This is a genomic window from Massilia oculi, assembly GCF_003143515.1.
GTDB classification, from domain to species: Bacteria; Pseudomonadota; Gammaproteobacteria; order Burkholderiales; family Burkholderiaceae_D; genus Telluria; species Telluria oculi.
In genome coordinates this window covers 2,164,083-2,181,422 of the sequence record NZ_CP029343.1, presented here as the reverse complement: position 1 = coordinate 2,181,422, position 17,340 = coordinate 2,164,083, and the positions used below count along the sequence as shown (strand labels likewise).

At 64.6% G+C, this 17,340-nt stretch carries 15 protein-coding genes and 2 pseudogenes; 13 read left to right on the top strand and 4 right to left on the bottom strand.

Annotated elements, in window-relative coordinates; genetic code table 11:
- Positions 1 to 5: 5 nt before the first annotated feature.
- Together DIR46_RS10125 and DIR46_RS27245 are read right to left on the bottom strand one after the other, a co-directional pair.
- Positions 6 to 2,464, bottom strand: a pseudogene (locus DIR46_RS10125) (adenosylcobalamin-dependent ribonucleoside-diphosphate reductase).
- A gap of 190 nt (positions 2,465 to 2,654) precedes the next feature.
- Positions 2,655 to 2,885 (bottom strand): annotated as a pseudogene (locus tag DIR46_RS27245) (accessory factor UbiK family protein); the annotation flags it as partial.
- A 254-nt stretch (positions 2,886 to 3,139) separates the two neighbouring features.
- On the opposite strand from DIR46_RS27245, the gene DIR46_RS10115 reads away from it, so the two are divergent.
- The 4 genes from DIR46_RS10115 (at position 3,140) to gshA (ending at position 7,229) form a co-directional block, all read left to right on the top strand.
- Positions 3,140 to 3,874, top strand: a complete 735-nt coding sequence (locus DIR46_RS10115) for a TorF family putative porin (RefSeq protein ID WP_109345131.1) — start codon at positions 3,140 to 3,142, stop codon at positions 3,872 to 3,874.
- A gap of 19 nt (positions 3,875 to 3,893) precedes the next feature.
- Positions 3,894 to 4,232, top strand: a complete 339-nt coding sequence (gene glnK / locus DIR46_RS10110; RefSeq protein ID WP_109345130.1) for a P-II family nitrogen regulator — start codon at positions 3,894 to 3,896, stop codon at positions 4,230 to 4,232.
- A gap of 14 nt (positions 4,233 to 4,246) precedes the next feature.
- Complete coding sequence (amt, locus tag DIR46_RS10105; protein WP_109345129.1) at positions 4,247 to 5,647, top strand: ammonium transporter; 1,401 nt, start codon at positions 4,247 to 4,249, stop codon at positions 5,645 to 5,647.
- A 280-nt stretch (positions 5,648 to 5,927) separates the two neighbouring features.
- On the top strand, positions 5,928 to 7,229 hold the full coding sequence (gshA, locus tag DIR46_RS10100; protein ID WP_109345128.1) for a glutamate--cysteine ligase: 1,302 nt from the start codon (positions 5,928 to 5,930) through the stop codon (positions 7,227 to 7,229).
- A gap of 44 nt (positions 7,230 to 7,273) precedes the next feature.
- On the opposite strand, the gene DIR46_RS10095 is transcribed toward gshA, so the two are convergent.
- Positions 7,274 to 7,987, bottom strand: a complete 714-nt coding sequence (locus DIR46_RS10095) for a class I SAM-dependent methyltransferase (protein WP_109345127.1) — start codon at positions 7,985 to 7,987, stop codon at positions 7,274 to 7,276.
- Between the two features lie 170 nt (positions 7,988 to 8,157).
- Here DIR46_RS10095 and gshB point away from each other — a divergent pair, with 170 nt between their 5' ends.
- The 8 genes from gshB (at position 8,158) to DIR46_RS10055 (ending at position 15,442) form a co-directional block, all read left to right on the top strand.
- Positions 8,158 to 9,102, top strand: a complete 945-nt coding sequence (gshB, locus tag DIR46_RS10090) for a glutathione synthase (RefSeq protein WP_109345126.1) — start codon at positions 8,158 to 8,160, stop codon at positions 9,100 to 9,102.
- 4 nt (positions 9,103 to 9,106) lie between these two features.
- A complete protein-coding gene (locus tag DIR46_RS10085) occupies positions 9,107 to 9,508 on the top strand; it encodes a PTS sugar transporter subunit IIA (protein WP_005667799.1) in 402 nt (133 codons plus the stop codon).
- A 63-nt stretch (positions 9,509 to 9,571) separates the two neighbouring features.
- Positions 9,572 to 9,841, top strand: coding sequence for an HPr family phosphocarrier protein (locus DIR46_RS10080; protein ID WP_005667800.1), 270 nt, complete (start codon positions 9,572 to 9,574; stop codon positions 9,839 to 9,841).
- 38 nt (positions 9,842 to 9,879) lie between these two features.
- Positions 9,880 to 11,649, top strand: coding sequence for a phosphoenolpyruvate--protein phosphotransferase (gene ptsP, locus DIR46_RS10075; RefSeq protein WP_109345125.1), 1,770 nt, complete (start codon positions 9,880 to 9,882; stop codon positions 11,647 to 11,649).
- A 73-nt stretch (positions 11,650 to 11,722) separates the two neighbouring features.
- On the top strand, positions 11,723 to 12,859 hold the full coding sequence (gene metX, locus DIR46_RS10070) for a homoserine O-succinyltransferase MetX (RefSeq protein WP_109345124.1): 1,137 nt from the start codon (positions 11,723 to 11,725) through the stop codon (positions 12,857 to 12,859).
- Positions 12,856 to 13,473, top strand: a complete 618-nt coding sequence (gene metW, locus DIR46_RS10065; RefSeq protein ID WP_109345123.1) for a methionine biosynthesis protein MetW — start codon at positions 12,856 to 12,858, stop codon at positions 13,471 to 13,473. The genes metX and metW overlap by 4 nt, the downstream gene beginning before the upstream one ends.
- A gap of 177 nt (positions 13,474 to 13,650) precedes the next feature.
- Entirely contained in the window at positions 13,651 to 14,496 is an 846-nt protein-coding gene (locus tag DIR46_RS10060) for a M48 family metallopeptidase (RefSeq protein ID WP_229446563.1), read from the top strand.
- Positions 14,497 to 14,503: 7 nt separating this feature from the next.
- On the top strand, positions 14,504 to 15,442 hold the full coding sequence (locus tag DIR46_RS10055) for a pseudouridine synthase (protein WP_109345121.1): 939 nt from the start codon (positions 14,504 to 14,506) through the stop codon (positions 15,440 to 15,442).
- A 1-nt stretch (position 15,443) separates the two neighbouring features.
- Here the strand turns inward: DIR46_RS10055 and DIR46_RS10050 are convergent, their stop codons facing one another.
- On the bottom strand, positions 15,444 to 16,214 hold the full coding sequence (locus DIR46_RS10050; RefSeq protein ID WP_109345120.1) for an exodeoxyribonuclease III: 771 nt from the start codon (positions 16,212 to 16,214) through the stop codon (positions 15,444 to 15,446).
- 196 nt (positions 16,215 to 16,410) lie between these two features.
- Between DIR46_RS10050 and pyrE the strand changes: the two genes are divergently transcribed.
- The gene (pyrE, locus tag DIR46_RS10045; protein WP_109345119.1) at positions 16,411 to 17,073 is read left to right on the top strand and encodes an orotate phosphoribosyltransferase; all 663 of its coding nucleotides are present in this window, start codon (positions 16,411 to 16,413) and stop codon (positions 17,071 to 17,073) included.
- The last annotated feature ends 267 nt before the right edge of the window (positions 17,074 to 17,340 follow it).

Sequence of the window (17,340 nt, the reverse complement as noted above, 5' to 3'; positions counted from 1 at the left end):
CCCGGTCAGCCGCACTCGCCGACGTAGTGGCACGACTCGCAGCGCGAGCAGCCATCGACCTTGCGCAGCGCCAGCGCGCCGCATTCCGGACATTTGGCGCCGTTCAGGACGGGCAGTGGCTCGGGCGGCGTCTCGGCCTGCAAGCGCGGCCCCAGCTCTGGCATGGCGTCGTGCATGCGCCGTTCGAAGCTGCGCGCGAGCGCCTCCACCGGCACCTGGTTGCCCTGCTCGTCGAGGAAGCCGCGCCGGATCAGCATGCGCTGCAGCATGAAGGCGATCGCCGCGACTTCGGAGTCGTGGTACACCGGCACCTGCACGCCATCGTCGCGCACGATATGGCCACAGCGTACCGGGCCTTTTTCCCACACCACCTCGCGCATGTCGGCCAGCGCCCGCGCGATCGGGCCGCCGGCGCGCGCCACCATCGACAGCAGCCGCATCGAGGCCGTGATCCACTGGTGGCCGCCGGTGCGCTGGTTGGCCGGCATGAAGAATTCAAAGGGACGCTCGACCGTCACCCGGCGGCCTTCCCATGCTCCTTCGGCGCGCAGGAAGCTCACCGTCAGGTAGGCGGTCTTGCGGCCTTCCTGGGTCGAGTACTCGATCTTCGAGGTCACCGATTCCAGCTCGCCCAGCGGGCGATGCTCGAAGCGCTTGCGCAGCGGGTCGTCGTCCGATGGGGGCTGCGTTGCAGCTGGCGCGACTGATAAAACACTCCCCAGCACCGCGTTCGGGCGATAGGTCGCCAGTCCCTTCAGGCCGCCGCGCCAGGCTTCCAGGTACAGGTCGCGGAAATCCTCGTAGGGATAATCCTCGGGCACGTTGACGGTCTTCGAGATCGCGGTGTCGATGAAGGGCTGGACCGCCTCCACCATGCGCAGGTGGTCCAGCGCGCGCATCTCGAGCGCGCTGACGAAGCTCGGGGCAAGGGGGCGTCGCCATGCAGCTGGCGGTACCGGCGCCAGGCGTGGTCGCATACCTCGTAGCTGCGCGTGCCGCCGTCCGCCGTGCGCTTCCTGCGCCGGTAGGTCCAGGAATAGGGCGGCTCGATGCCGTTCGAGGCATTGTCGGCGAAGGCCAGCGAGATGGTGCCGGTCGGCGCGATCGACAGCAGGTGCGAGTTGCGGATGCCGTGGGCGCGGATGCCGTCGAGGAGGGCTTGCGGCAGGCGTGCGACGAATTGTCCGCGCAGGTATTTGTCGGCGTCGAACAGCGGAAAGGCGCCTTTTTCACGCGCCAGTTCGATCGAGGCCGCGTAGGCCGCGTCGCGCAGTTCGGTCGCAATGCGCGCCGCCATGGCCCGGCCTTCGTCGGCGTCGTAGCGCAGGCCCAGCATCGCCAGCGCGCTGCCCAGGCCCAGGAAGCCCAGCCCGATGCGGCGCTTGGCGCGCGCCTCTTCGGCCTGCTGCGGCAGCGGCCATCGGGTGGCGTCGAGCACCAGGTCGAGCATGCGCACCGCGGTGGCGGCTACCTCGCGCAGGCGTTCGAGGTCCAGCCGCGCCTCCGGCGTGAACGGCGCATCGACGAAGGCGGTGAGATTGAGCGAGCCGAGATCGCAGCAGCCATACGCCGGCAGCGGCTGCTCGCCGCAGGGATTGGTGGCGCGCAGCTCTTCGGCGTACCAGAGGTTGTTCTCGGCATTCATGCGGTCGATGAACAGCACGCCCGGCTCGGCATGGTCGTAGGTCGAGACCATGATGCGTTCCCAGAGCTCGCGCGCGCGCAGGCTGCGGTAGACCCACAGGCCGTCGTCCCTGCGGTGGCCGCCGGCGGCCACGTCCTCGTCGCCCGGCTCGGCCGGGTGCACCAGCGCGAACGCCTCGTCCGCCTCGACGGCGCGCATGAAGGCGTCGGTCACGCCGACCGAGATATTGAAATTGGTGAGACGGCCCGTGTCCTTGGCCGCGATGAAGCGTTCGATGTCGGGATGGTCGATCCGCAGCACGCCCATCTGGGCGCCGCGCCGCGCGCCGGCCGATTCCACCGTGCGGCAGGAGGCGTCGAATACTTCCATGTACGACACCGGACCGGAAGCGCGCGAGGCGGTGCCGGCCACCTTGCTGCCCAGCGGGCGGATCGCGGAAAAGTCGTAGCCGACCCCGCCGCCGCGGCGCATGGTCTCGGCGGCTTCGCTGAGCGCGGTATAGATGCCGGGCAGGCCGTCGCTGGTGCCGGAGATCGCGTCGCCGACCGGCTGGACGAAACAGTTGATGAGGGTGGCCGAGAGGCCAAGGCCGGCGGCGGACGCGATCCGGCCGGCGGGAACGAAGCCCTGCTGCTGGGCCTCCAGGAAACGGCGCTCCCATTCGGCGCGTTGCGGTTCGAGGGCGGCCAGGGCGCGTGCGATGCGCCGCTGCACGTCCCCGATCGTGCGTTCGTCGCCGCGCGCGTATTTTTCGCGCAGCACGTCGAGCGACACTTCCTGCGCGGGCAGGGTGCCGGTCCGTGATTCTGGTGCATTCATGCCGGTTGCCCTATCCATGAATGCACCCGCCGTCAGGGTTTGTTGATCGGCGTATCGCCCGATTTGTCGAGACTCGGCGGCAGCACGATGGTCGGATCTTCGGGCTGGGCCGGGAATGGGGCCGTGGCCGACGGCGCCGCGCCCGCTGGCGGGGGGCCGATGCCGACGAGGTGGACGATGCGCCGGACCCCAGGCGGGCTTCGAGTTCGATCACGCGCAGCTCAAGCGCTTCCAGCTTGGCGCGGGTCTTGGCCAGCACCTGGGCCTGGATGTCGAATTCCTCGCGCGTAACCAGGTCGAGCTTGGCGAAGCCCGAGGTCATCGCCGCCTTGACGTTGCGCTCGATGTCCTTGGCCGGGCCACTTTCCAGTGCCTGGTTGATCTTGCCCTGCAAATCGCTGAAGAAGTTGCTGTTGTTCATGTCCCTATCCCTTTCTGCCGAGGTTGTATGCACCACGGCGGTGCAAACGAGCCTGATTTGGTGCGTCACGCAACACGGCGGACGCCGTTCGCGCTCGATTGTATTGAAGCAAATCGTAAGTGGGGCGTGTTTACAAAAAAAACAAGGCTATTTTCACTGTTTTTATGAGCTGGCACACATCCTGCTAAACGAAGAAGGAGATAACGCACCAATAAAGGAATTCCAAACGCAGTAACTGTCCAAGGGGGTTTGTCATGAAGTGCAATGCAAAAATCAACGCGATCAGTCTGGCGATTCTGGCTTTTACCAGTTTCCCGGCCATGGCACAGGAACAACCCGCTGAACATCAGGTGAGCTACAACGTGGCCCTCACCAGCGACTACCGTTACCGCGGCCTGTCGCAAACCGATTCCGACCCCGCCCTGTCCGGCGGCGTCGACTACGTACATGGCCCAACAGGCTTCTACGTAGGCACCTGGCTCTCCACTATCAAGTGGACGAAGGACCTGGGTGGCGACGGCAATCTTGAATGGGATGTGTATGCCGGCAAGCGTGGCCAGTTGACCGATGAGGTCAGCTACGACGTCGGCGGCCTGTATTACTGGTATCCAGATAACAGCCTGGATCCGAACGCAAATACTTTTGAAATTTACGGCAAGCTCGGCTTCGGCCCTGCGTATATCAAGTATTCGCACTCGACGACCAATCTGTTCGGCACCGCCGACAGCAAGCGCAGCGGTTATCTGGACGTGGGCGCCGACATCGACGTCAGCAACGGCTTCCTGCTGAACCTGCAGATCGGCCGCCAGCGCGTGAAGAACAACAGCCCGGCGTCCTACACGCACTACAAGATCGGCGTGACAAAGGACTTTGGGGTCGCCACCGTGGCCCTGGCCTGGCACAAGGCGAATACCGACGCCTACCTGAGTCCGGAAGGCAAGAACCTGGGCAAGTCAGCCGCCGTGCTGTCCGTGTCAAAAACTTTTTGATAGCAAAAGAGGCAATACCATGAAAATGATTACCGCCATCATCAAGCCCTTCAAGCTCGACGAAGTGCGTGAAGCGCTGTCGGAAATCAACGTGCAAGGCATGACGGTGACCGAAGTGAAGGGTTTCGGTCGCCAGAAGGGTCACACCGAGCTGTACCGTGGCGCCGAGTACGTTGTCGATTTCCTGCCCAAGATCAAGATCGAAGCCGCCGTCGACGATGCCATCGTCGACCAGGTGATCGATGCGATCCAGGGCGCCGCCCGCACCGGCAAGATCGGTGACGGCAAGATCTTCGTGGCCGACCTGACCCAGGTCATCCGTATCCGTACCGGCGAGACCGGCAACGACGCACTGTAAGAAGGAACGTGTTCATGAAGCATATAACGACAAAAATCCTGACCGCCATGCTGGGCCTGGGCCTGGCCCTCCCGGCCATGGCGGCGCCGTCCATCAACAAGGGGGATACCGCCTGGATGTTCGTTGCCACCCTGCTGGTCATCATGATGGTGATCCCGGGCCTGGCGCTGTTCTACGGCGGCATGGTGCGCGCCAAGAACATGTTGTCGGTCCTGATGCAGGTCATGATGGTGTTTTCGCTGATCATCGTGCTGTGGTGCCTGTACGGTTACTCACTCGCCTTTACCTCCGGTAACGCCTTCATCGGCGGCTTCGACCGCGCCTTCCTGCAAGGCATCTGGGACCCGGTCGCCGGCACCTTCTCGATGGGCGCCACCTTCACCAAGGAGGTGATGATCCCCGAGTTCATCTTCGTCGCCTTCCAGGGCACCTTCGCCGCCATCACCTGCGCGCTGATCGTCGGCTCGTTCGCCGAGCGCGCGCGCTTCGCGGCGGTGCTGGCCTTCGTGGTGATCTGGTTCACCTTCGCCTACCTGCCGATGGCGCACATGGTCTGGTTCTGGGCCGGTCCTGACGCGATCACCGATGCCGCCTCGCTGGCCACCGTCAGCGCCGGCGCCGGCTACCTGTGGCAGCAGGGCGCGCTCGACTTCGCGGGCGGCACCGTGGTGCACATCAATTCCGCGGTCGCCGGCCTGGTTGGCGCCTACGTGATCGGCAAGCGTGTCGGCTACGGCAAGGAATCGATGGCCCCGCACTCGCTGCCGATGACCATGGTCGGCGCCTCGCTGCTGTGGGTCGGCTGGTTCGGCTTCAACGCCGGTTCGGCGCTCGAAGCGGGCGACATCGCGGCGCTGGCCTTCATCAACACCCTGCTGGCAACCGCCGCCGCCACCGTGTCGTGGGCGGCCGGCGAGTGGCTCTTCAAGCGCAAGCCATCGATGCTGGGCGCCGCCTCGGGCGCCATCTCGGGCCTGGTGGCGATCACCCCGGGCGCCGGTTTCGTCGGTCCGATGGGCGCCTTGGTCATGGGCCTGCTGGCTGGTATCATCTGCCTGTGGGGCGTGACCGGCCTGAAGCGCATGCTGCGCGCCGACGATTCGCTCGACGTGTTCGGCGTGCACGGCGTGGGCGGCATCCTGGGGGCGCTGCTGACCGGCGTGTTCGCGGCGCCGTCGCTGGGCGGCCAGGGCGTGTGGGACTACACCACCAATGCCATGGCCACCGGCTACTCGATCGGCAGCCAGGTGCTGGTGCAGGCGCACGGCGTGGTCGTGACCGTCGTCTGGTCGGGCATCGTCGCCTTCATCGCCTTCAAGCTGGTCGACATCGTGATCGGCCTGCGCGTGCCTGAAGACGAAGAGCGCGAAGGCCTGGACATCACCAGCCACGGCGAATCGGCGTACCGTTACTGATATAGCCGAGCAGCACTAGCACGTTAGCAGCAAGCACGTCGTCCCCGCGCAGGCGGGGACCCAAGTTGCCAGCATGGCGGCTACGTTATAACGTAGTGCCAGTGCAAATAACCTTGGGTCCCCGCCTTCGCGGGGAGTCTTTTTGGCAGTGGCAAAAAAGACGTTTTTGCTTCTTTGGTAACACCTCTTTAAAAAGGCCAGGTGCACCCCATATGACAGATCCAACTTAACAAATAACAAACGGCGCAAGAAGTCGCGCATAACAGGGAAGTCCACATACATGGTTCCGCACCTCGCCACCGCCCAGACCGGTCCTCTGCTCGACCTGGAAAAGAAAATCCTCGAAGCCACCCCCGCCATCGAGCGCTGGTTCCGGCTCGAGTGGCAGGAGCATACGCCGCCGTTCTATTGCTCGGTCGACCTGCGCAATGCGGGTTACAAGCTGGCGCCGGTCGACACCAACCTGTTCCCGGGCGGCTTCAACAACCTGCCGACCGAAATGCTGCCGCTGACGGTGCAGGCCGCCATGGCCGCGATCGACAAGTATTGCCCGGACGCGCGCAATCTGATCCTGGTGCCCGAGACGCATACGCGCAACCCGATGTACCTGCAGAACGTGGCGCGCCTGATGCAGATCTTCCGCCAGACCGGCCTGCACGTGCGCCTGGGATCGTTCTCGCCGGAGGTCACCGAACCGACGCCGTTGGCGCTGCCTGACGGCAATATGTTGGTGGTCGAGCCGCTGGTGCGCTCGGCGAACGGGCGCCGCGTCGGCCTGGCCGATTTCGACCCCTGCACCATCCTGCTCAACAACGATCTGTCGGCCGGAATCCCGGCCATCCTCGAGAACGTGCACGAGCAGTCGCTGCTGCCGCCGCTGCACGCCGGCTGGGCGCTGCGCCGCAAGAGCAACCACCTGAAGGCGTTCGACGAGGTGGCCAAGAAGTTCGGCAAGCTGATCGACATCGATCCGTGGCTGGTCAATCCGCTGCACAGCAAGTGCGGCGAAGTCGACCTGCGCGAGAACGTCGGCACCGAGGAGCTGGCCGACAACGTCTCGGCGCTGTTCTCGAAGATCAAGAAGAAATACAAGGAATACGGCATGAAGGAGCGCAAGCCCTTCGTGATCCTGAAGCCCGACGCCGGCACCTATGGCATGGGCGTGATGACGATCAAGGATGCGAGCGAAGTGCGCGACCTGACCCCGGCCCAGCGCGCGCGCATGTCGGTGATCAAGGATGGCGTGGCGGTGACCGACCTGATCATCCAGGAAGGCGTGCCGACCTTCGAATCGATCGACGACGCCGTGGCCGAGCCGGTGGTGTTCATGATCGACCGCTACGTGGTGGGCGGCTTCTACCGTGTACACGCCGAGCGCGGCATCGACCAGAACCTGAATTCGCCGGGCTCGCAATACGTGCCGCTGGCCTTCGCCCAGCAGCATGCGGTGCCGGACCTGAAGGCCAAGCCGGGCACGGCGGCGCCAAACCGCTTCTATGTGTATGGCGTGGTGGCGCGGCTGGGCATGCTGGCGGCGTCGCTGGAGATGGAACGCACGGATCCGAATCCGGAAGTCTATTGATCGTGACGGGGAGGGCGGCGGCTGCCGTCCTTGCCGGCCAGCCCTTATTCCTCCTTGCGCACCACATACATGAAGTGAGAGCGCAGCGCCGGCGCCAGCGCCGTCAGCAATTCGGACACCATATACGGCGCCGCGGCCAGCAGGCGGTGGATCGGCGGCGCCAGCACCAGGCTGCGATAGCGCTGCCCGCCCCCCGGCCACCATTCCTGCAGCTCGCCCCGGGTGACCTTGCGCACGTTGCGGTTGCGCGGGTTGTCGTAGCGAAAATCGAACACCAGGCACCAGCCTCCCGGGCGCAACGCGCGCCACATCTGGGCGGCCAGCTCGCGCCGCAGGGCCGGATCGAGCACCGAGGAAAATACCGTCAGCGCCGTGACCAGGTCGTAGCTCGCCTGCGACACCGCGTCCAGCGTGCCCAGGTGCCAGCGCACGCCGTGCGCCGTACATCGGCGCGCATGGTCGAGCCGGTCTTTTTGCAATTCGGTGCCGGTGAGATTGGCCGGGGAGGCGCCCCAGTCGATCATCTGGCGCAGGAAGCCGCCGGTGCCGCAGCCGACGTCCAGTATCTGCACGCGCGACAGATCCGGGCCGACCGTGCAGGACAGCAGGTCGGCAAAGCCGCGTGAACGCGCCGCCACCTGCTGCAGGATCTCGGGCCGGTGCCAGGCATAGCGCGCCAGCGCCGTGCCGCCATGCCAGTTGCGGTAGACGTCTTCAATGCGCTCCTGCTCGGCCTGTTGGCTTGGTTGGGTATCCATGCCTTCATGTTCTCGCGCAATCGGTTTGACACGATTGAGCTGCCTCAGTCGCGTTGCGTGATACCTGACAAATTGCTGCAGCGTATTTCTGGGGGTGAGCGGATGAGGGGTCGGTCCGCGAGTTTCCACGATTCGGGCTAAAATCAGGCATTACTTCGAATGGACGCCCCATGAAAATCGCCTTTCTCGCCGACCCTCTGTCCGGATTCAAGATCTACAAGGATTCGACCTTCGCCATGATGCGCGAGGCGGCGCGGCGCGGCCATGCCATCTACCACTTCGAGCAGCGCGACATGGTGCTCGAAGAAGGCGTCGTCAGCGCGCGTGTGGCGCAGATCCACCTTACCGGCGACGCCGACGCATGGTACCGTCTTGACCCGGCCGTCGACGTGAACCTTGGCGAATTCGACGCCATCCTCGAGCGCAAGGATCCGCCGTTCGACATGGAATATGTGTACGGCACTTATCTGCTGGAACTGGCCGAGCGCCAGGGCGCGTGTGTGATCAACAGCCCGCGCGCGATCCGCGATCACAACGAGAAGATGGCCATCGGCCAATTCAGCGAACACACCTCGCCGACCCTGGTCACGTCCGACGCGGCGCGCCTGCGCGCCTTCCACGCGAAGCACACCGACGTCATCTTCAAGCCGCTGGACGGCATGGGCGGCGCCGGCATCTTCCGCGTGAAAAGCGATGCCCTGAACCTGGGGGCGATCATCGAGACCCTCACCGACAACGGCCGCAACACCATCATGGCCCAGAAGTTCATTCCGGCCATCGAAAAGGGCGACAAGCGGGTGCTGGTCATCGGCGGCAAGCCGGTGCCCTTCGTGCTGGCGCGCATCCCGCAAGGCGGCGAAGTGCGCGGCAACCTGGCTGCCGGCGGCCTGGGCGTGGCCCAGCCGATCAGCCCGCGCGAGCGCGAGATCGCCGAGGCCCTGGGCCCGGTGCTGGCCGAGCGCGGCCTGTTGCTGGTAGGATTAGATGTGATCGGCGACTTCCTCACCGAAGTCAATGTGACCAGCCCGACCTGTTTCCAGGAAATCCAGGACCAGACCGGCTTCGACGTGGCCGCGATGTTCATCGACGCGGTCGAACAAAAGGTGAACAAATAACATCATGGTAGGCATCCTGCTCCTGACCCACGCGCCGCTGGGCCAGGCATTCATCGCGGCAGTGGCGCACGTATTCCGCGGCCCGACCGAGCGCTTCGAGGCGATCGACGTGGCCGCCGACCAGGATATCGGCGAGGTCAACGGTCTCGCGCGGGAGGCGATCGCGCGCCTCGACGAAGGCGACGGTGTGCTGGTGATCACCGACGTCAAGGGCGGCACGCCGTCCAACTGCTGCAACTCGCTGGCCGACGCCGGCCATGTGGAAGTCATCGCCGGCATCAGCCTGCCGATGCTGCTGCGGGCGATCACGTATCGGCGCGACACGCTCGACGTCGTGGTCGAGATGGCGCTGGCGGGCGCCCAGAACGGCGCGGTGCGGGTGGATAACCGGATTCGGGTGGGGTAGGAATAACCATAGCGGTGCGCGCGCCGAGGGGCGCGATTCGACAAGTACAACGATAAAGCGAATATGATTCAACAAGAACTCGAGATCATCAACAAGCTGGGCCTGCATGCCCGCGCATCCGCCAAATTCACGCAGCTGGCCGCCAAGTACCAGAGCGACGTCTGGCTCACCCGTAACGGCCGCCGCATCAACGCCAAGTCGATCATGGGCGTCATGATGCTGGCCGCCGGCAAGGGCGCCAAGGTGACCCTGGAAGCCGACGGCAAGGACGAGGAAGCCGCGGTCGCGGCCCTGTCCGCCCTGGTCAACGACAAGTTCGGCGAAGGCGAGTAATGCCGCGTGAAGCGGCATCTCGTTCAGGAGACGTCAGCATGGCCTCCTTCCTTCTCCATGGCATACCGGTCTCGCGCGGGATCGCGATCGGCCGCGCCCATCTGCTCACCCCGGCGGCGCTCGACGTCAAGCACTACCTGGTCGCCGACGACCAGGTGGAAAACGAAGTGCGCCGCCTGCAGGACGCGATCGCCGCCGTGCACCGCAACCTGCAGGAACTGTGGACCGACCTGCCCAAGGACGCCCCCACCGAGCTGGGCGCCTTCATCGACGTCCACGCCCTGATCCTGTCCGATCCGATGGTGTCGGAGGCGCCGCTCGACATCATCCGTGCGCGCCACTACAACGCCGAATGGGCGCTGGTGACCCAGATCGACGACCTGTCGGCCCAGTTCGACGAGATCGAAGACGAATACCTGCGCGAGCGCAAGCACGACATCCAGCAGGTGGCCGAACGGGTATTGAAAGTCCTGACCGGCACCGCGCTGAACGTGCCGCCGATCGTGGTCGACGAAGACCAGCCACCGCCGCAGATGATCGTGGTGGCCCACGACATCTCGCCGGCCGACATGCTGGCCTTCCGCGACCGCGACGGCGGACCGCGCTCCTTCATCGGCTTCGTCACCGATGTCGGCGGCCAGAACTCGCACACCGCGATCGTCGCGCGCAGCCTCGACATCCCGGCCGTGGTGGGCATGGACCAGGCCTCGCGCCTGGTCGAGCAGGACGACTGGGTGATCGTCGACGGCGACGCCGGCGTGGTGATCTGCAATCCGAGCCAGCTGGTGCTGGAGCAGTACCGCGAGCGCCAGGCGGCGCTGGCCAAAGCGAGGAAGCGCCTGCTCAAGCTCAAGAAGACCCCGGCCGTTACCCAGGACGGCACCGCCATCACGCTGCTGGCCAATATCGAGCTGCCCGACGATTGCCCGGCCGCGCTCGAGGCGGGCGCCAGCGGCGTCGGCCTGTTCCGCTCAGAATTCCTGTTCATGGGCCGCGGCGCCCAGGCCCTCAGGATTCCCGGCGAAGACGAGCAGTTCGAGCAGTACCGCAAGGCGGTGCTGGCGATGAAGGGCCGCCCGGTGACGATCCGCACGCTCGACGTCGGCGCCGACAAGCCGCTCGACCAGACCGACCAGACCGCGCTCAATCCGGCCTTGGGCCTGCGCGCGATCCGCTACTGCCTGGCCGAGCCGCAGATGTTCCTGACCCAGTTGCGGGCCATCCTGAGAGCGTCGGCTTTCGGCAAGGTGAGGATCCTGATCCCGATGCTGGCCCATGCCTTCGAGATCGACCAGACCCTGAACATGATCGAGCAGGCCAAGGCCCAGCTGCGCGCCGAGAACATCAAGTTCGACGAGGGCATCGAGGTCGGCGCGATGATCGAGATCCCGGCCGCCGCGCTGGCGCTGCCGCTGTTCGTGCGGCGCATGGATTTCCTGTCGATCGGCACCAACGACCTCATTCAGTATCTGCTGGCCATCGACCGGGTCGATTACGAGGTGGCGCACCTGTATAATCCGCTGCACCCGGCCGTATTGCAGCTGATCGCCTCGACCATCGCCACCGGCCACAAGGCCGGCCTGGACGTGGCGGTGTGCGGCGAGATGGCGGGCGACGTCAAGCTCACCCGCCTGTTGCTGGGCATGGGCTTGCGCGAATTCTCGATGCATCCGGCGCAGCTGCTGGCGGTGAAACAAGAAATCTTGAACACCGACCTGGGCGCGGTCACCACCCGTACCCGGCGCATCCTGCGCGCGATGGAGCCGGGCGAGATCGCCAGCGCGGTCGAGCAGCTGCAAGCCCTCTGACGTTGTGGCGACGGCCCGGCCCCGGCCGTCGCAAGCACCACCAGCGCACTACCCAACACTTTTGAATACCTCCATGGGATCTCTTGGAATAGTCACACCGCAGGCGATGCATTTCGCCGAGCCCTTGCTGTTGCAAAGCGGCGCCCAGCTCGGCGACTACACGCTGATGTATGAAACCTATGGCACGCTCAACGCCGACAAGTCGAACGCGGTGCTGATCTGCCACGCGCTGAACGCTTCGCACCACGTGGCCGGCCACTACGCCACGCCGAAGAGCGCAGGCTGGTGGGACAATATGGTGGGGCCGGGCAAGCCGGTCGACACCGACCGCTTCTTCGTCATCGGCATCAACAACCTCGGCTCCTGCTTCGGCTCGACCGGCCCGATGCACGTCAATCCCGCCACCGGCAAGCCGTATGGCGCCGCCTTCCCCCTGGTGACGGTGGAAGACTGGGTGGCGGCCCAGGCACGCCTGGCCGACCGCCTCGGCATCGAGCAGTTCGCGGCCGTGATGGGCGGCTCGCTGGGCGGCATGCAGGCCCTGTCGTGGAGCATCATGTTCCCCGAGCGCCTGCGCCACTGCATCGTGATCGCCTCGACACCCAAGCTGTCGGCCCAGAACATCGCCTTCAACGACGTCGCGCGCCAGGCGATCCTGACCGACCCGGACTACCGCGGCGGCGACTTCTACGAACATGACGTGGTGCCGAAGAACGGCCTCAAGGTGGCGCGCATGATCGGCCACATCACCTACCTGTCGAACGACGACATGGCGGAAAAATTCGGGCGCAAGCTGCGCAACGCGGCCGAGACCAACGACTACAACTTCGACTTCGGCATCGACTTCGAGATCGAGTCGTATCTGCGCTACCAGGGCGACAAGTTTTCGGAATACTTCGACGCCAACACCTATCTCTTGATTACCAAGGCGCTCGACTACTTCGACCCGGCGCGCGAGCATGGCGGCGACCTGACGAAGGCGCTGGCCGGAACCAGGGCCCAGTTCCTGGTCGCCTCGTTCACCACCGACTGGCGCTTCTCGCCCGAGCGCAGCCGCGAGATCGTCGAAGCGTTGATATCCAACCGGCGTCGCGTGAGCTATGCCGAGATCGACGCGCCGCACGGCCACGACGCCTTCCTGCTCGAAGACGCGCGCTATATGAACGTGGTGCGCGCCTATTACAACCGCATTGCGCAGGAGGTCGCATGAACTTCGACGACCTGAATACCTTGCGGCCCGACCTGGCCTTCATCGCCCACTGGGTGGGCGAGGGCGCGCACGTGCTGGACGTCGGCTGCGGCGACGGCGCCATGCTGCGCTACCTGGAGTCGGGCAAGCGCTGCAGCGGCTACGGCATCGAGATCGCCGACGACAAGGTGCTGGAAAGCACCGCGCGCGGCGTCAACGTGATCCAGCACGACATGGAGAAAGGATTGGGGCTGTTCGGCGACAATACCTTCGACACCGTGCTGTGCCTGAATTCGCTGCAGATGATGCAGCACGTCGAGGCGCTGCTGCGCGACATCGTACGGGTGGGCAGCGAGGCGATCGTCTCCTTCCCCAACTTCGCGCACTGGCCGCACCGCCTGGCGCTGCTCAAGGGCCGCATGCCGATGTCGCGTTCGCTGCCCTATAAATGGTATGACACGCCCAATGTGCGGTATGCCACGATCTACGATTTCCAGGAACTGGCGGTGTCGTGCGGCCTCGAAGTGCTGGAATGCGTGGCGCTGGCCGATGGCGAGGTGATCAAGTTCTTGCCGAACCTGCGCGGCAGCCTGGCGGTGTTCCGTCTACGCAAGAAAGCGGCGCCAGCACTGTAATGACGCTTATGTGCGTTCGCGGCTTGAGCGGGCGCGGCAAATGGGCCATGATCCTCGGCAATCCTGCGCGGGCATGTTGCCCATTTTGAATAATTTCTAAGAGGATAGCGCTGCTAACAACAGCCTGTCGGTGACGAGATGATAAAACTGAAACGCCTTGCACTTTGCCTCACCTTGATGAGCGCCACCAGCCTTGGCCTTGCCCAGGACAATAGCCCAGTGGTCCAGGACGGCATCGCGGTCAAGCCGCTGTCGCGCATGCGCGTGCTGGCGCCGGAAGAACAGGTCAACGAGGCCGCACGCCAGCAGTACACCGAAATGGTGGGCGAGGCCAAGCAGAAAGGCGTACTGGCGTCGGAGGGCGACCCCCAGCTCAAGCGCCTGCGCGTGATCGCCCAGCGCATCATCCCGCAGACCACGCGCTGGAATCCGGCCGCGAGCAAGTGGGAATGGCAGGTCAACCTGTTCAAGTCCGACCAGGTGAACGCCTTCTGCATGCCGGGCGGCCGGATCGGCTTCTACACCGGCATCATCGATCAGCTGAACCTGACCGACGACGAAGTGGCGGCCGTGATGGGCCACGAGATCGCGCACGCGCTGCGTGAACACGGGCGCGAGCGCCTGGCCAAGACCAATGTCACCGCGCTCGGCGCCCGCGTCGGCGGCGCGCTGCTGTCGGGGATCTTCGGCGTCGACCCCAACCTGACGGGCACCGCCGCCAACTATGCCGGCCAGTTCCTGGTATTGAAATTCTCGCGCGACGAAGAGCGCGAGGCCGATCTGGTGGGCCTGGACATCTCGTCGCGCGCCGGCTACGACCCGCGCGCCGGCATCGCGCTGTGGCGCAAGATGGCGGCGCTGAACCAGAGCGCGCCGCTCGAGATATTCTCGACCCACCCGGGCGGCGAGACCCGCATCAAGGACATGGAAGCGCACATGAACGTGCTGCTGCCGCTGTATGCGCGCGCCAAGAATACCAGCGTCGCCAGGCTGCCGGCCTACCAGAGCACCGCGCTGAAGTGATGGCTCGATGGGTCGTGTAGTCGTCAAGGGCCGGCAGGCCGAAGCCAACGCTTACGTGCCGCTGCCGATCCGCGACGGCGTCTCGCCCAGCTACCTGTGGCTGACCGAGACCCGCGCCGGGGGCATGCTGCGTTTTCTGTGCGAGCGCTTCCCGGACGTGAGTCGCGAGGCGTGGGCCGCGCGGCTGGCGCGCGGCGAGATCGTCGACGCCACGGGAGCTGCATTGGCCGCCGACAGCCACGTGCGCCAGGGCATGCGCATCTGGTATTACCGCGAGCTGGAACAGGCCGAGACGCCGATCCCGTTCCACGAAAAAGTGCTGTTCCAGGACGCGCACATCCTGGTGGCCGACAAGCCGCACTTCCTGCCGACCATCCCGACCGGGCGCTTTCTGAAAGAGACGCTGCTGGTGCGCCTGAAGCGCGCCCAGGATCTGCCCCACCTGGTGCCGATCCACCGGCTCGACCGCGAGACGGCGGGCGTGGTGATCTTCTCGCACAATCCCGCATCGCGCGGGGCGTATCAATCGATGTTCCAGAAGCGGGTGGTGAACAAGACCTACGAGGCGCTGGCGCCGGCGATGCCGGGACGAGAGTTTCCCTTCACCTACCGCAGCCGCATGCAGGATGCGGAGCAGTTCTTCGTCAGCGAAGAAGTGGAGGGCGAGCCGAATTCGGAGACGCTGATCGAAGTGATCGAGCAGCGAGGGATGCTCGCGCGTTATCGCCTGCATCCGCACACGGGCCGCAAGCACCAGCTGCGGCTGCACCTGTCGCGGCTCGGCGCGCCGATCGTGAACGACACTTTTTATCCGGTGGCGCTGCTGTGCACGGGCGACGATTTTCGATCGCCGCTGCAGCTGCTGGCGCGCTCGATCGCCTTCGACGATCCGCTCACCGGCCAGCGGCGCAGCTTCAGCAGCGAATTCAGCCTGGATTGGCCTTGAATCAGCGCTCGTAGTCGATGATCAAGGGAGCGTGGTCGGAGAACTTGACGTCCTTGTAGACCGAGACCGTCCTGGCGCATTTGGCGATGCCCGGGGTGGCGACGTGGTAGTCGATGCGCCAGCCCACGTTCTTGGCATAGGCCTGGCCGCGGTTGCTCCACCAGGTGTACTGCTCGGGGCGCGGGTCCAGCCCGCGGTGCACGTCGACCAGGCCCAGTTCGTCGAAGATGCGCGTCATCCAGGCGCGCTCCTCGGGCAGGAAGCCGGAGTTCTTCAGGTTGCCTTTCCAGTTCTTGAGGTCGATCTCCTTGTGGGCGATGTTCCAGTCGCCGCAGATCACGATTTCGCGGCCCTCGGCCTGCAGTTCCTGCAGATGCGGCAGGAATACTTCCATGAAGCGGAACTTGGCCAGCTGGCGCTCGGGCGACGAAGAGCCCGACGGCGCATACAGCGAGATCACGGTCAGGTCGCCGAAGTCGCAGCGGGTGTAGCGGCCTTCGGCATCGAATTCGACGCAGCCGAAGCCGATGCGGTGCTTGTCCGGGGCGGTGCGGCTGTAGATGCCGGTGCCCGAATAGCCCTTTTTCTCGGCATAGTGGAAGTGGCCGTGGTAGTCGTGCGGGCGCAGGAAATCCTCGGTCATGTCGGCTTCCTGGGCCTTGAGCTCCTGGACGCAGATGTAGTCGGCATCTTGCGTGGCGAGCCACTCGAAGAAGCCCTTCTTGTGGGCGGAACGGATACCGTTCAGGTTCGCGGAGATAATTCTTGGCATGGTGATGTGAAACTGGTCATGGACGGGCCGGGTTCAATAGACTCCCGGCAACAATCGGCACAGTGTAGCGTGTTTTTGACCCGTTCGTGAGGCTGGCCAGCGCGGGGGGCGACGGCCGGGCGGCCGATGACCGGTAGTCGCCTGCACGCCGCCAAGGGATTAAAATAGCCGCTTTCGACATTCAGGGAGAGAGTACATGAGCGATCTGCGCCAGCAATTCATCGGGTTTTCGGTCGAGGCCGAGGTATTGAAGTTCGGCCAGTTCACGACCAAGGCCGGCCGCCTGTCGCCGTACTTCTTCAACGCCGGCCTGTTCCACGACGGCGCCACGCTGGGCAAGCTCGCCCAGTTCTACGCCCAGACCCTGCTCGATTCGGGCGTCGAATTCGACATGCTGTTCGGCCCGGCCTACAAGGGCATCACCCTGGCCAGCGCCACGGCCGTGGCCCTGGCCGCGAAGGGCCGCGACACCTCGTTCGCCTACAACCGCAAGGAAGCGAAGGACCATGGCGAGGGCGGCACCATCGTCGGCGCGAAGCTGCAGGGTAAAGTGGTGATCATCGACGACGTGATCTCGGCCGGCACCTCGGTGCGCGAATCGGTGACGATGATCCGCGCCGCCGGCGCCGAACCGGCCGCGGTCCTGATTGCGCTGGACCGCATGGAGCGTTCGGGCAAGGACGACGCCCTGTCCGAGCTGTCCGCAGTCCAGGAAGTGTCGCGCGAATTCAACATCCCGGTGATCTCGATCGCCAACCTGAGCGACCTGTTCACCTACCTCGACACCCACACCCAGGACGCGCGCCTGTCCCAGCACAAAGACGCCGTCGCCGCCTACCGCACCCGCTACGGCATCTAAAACAATAACCCATCAATTAGGGTCAGAGTAGATTTATTGGGCAATTCCTCAAAGTTGTCAAACAATTCGACTCCGACCCTAATTTAGATTTGCAGAAAGTCGTGCAAATTAATTAGGGTCAGAGTAGATTTATTGGACAATTCCTCAAAGTTGTCAAACAATTCGACGTTGACCCTGTTTAATTAGTTGTTCTGCGGACTCGATTCAATTGCCATCTGAAATAAGAGGTGAAAGTGTCGTGAGTGCTTGAGGATTACGCCTGGCAAT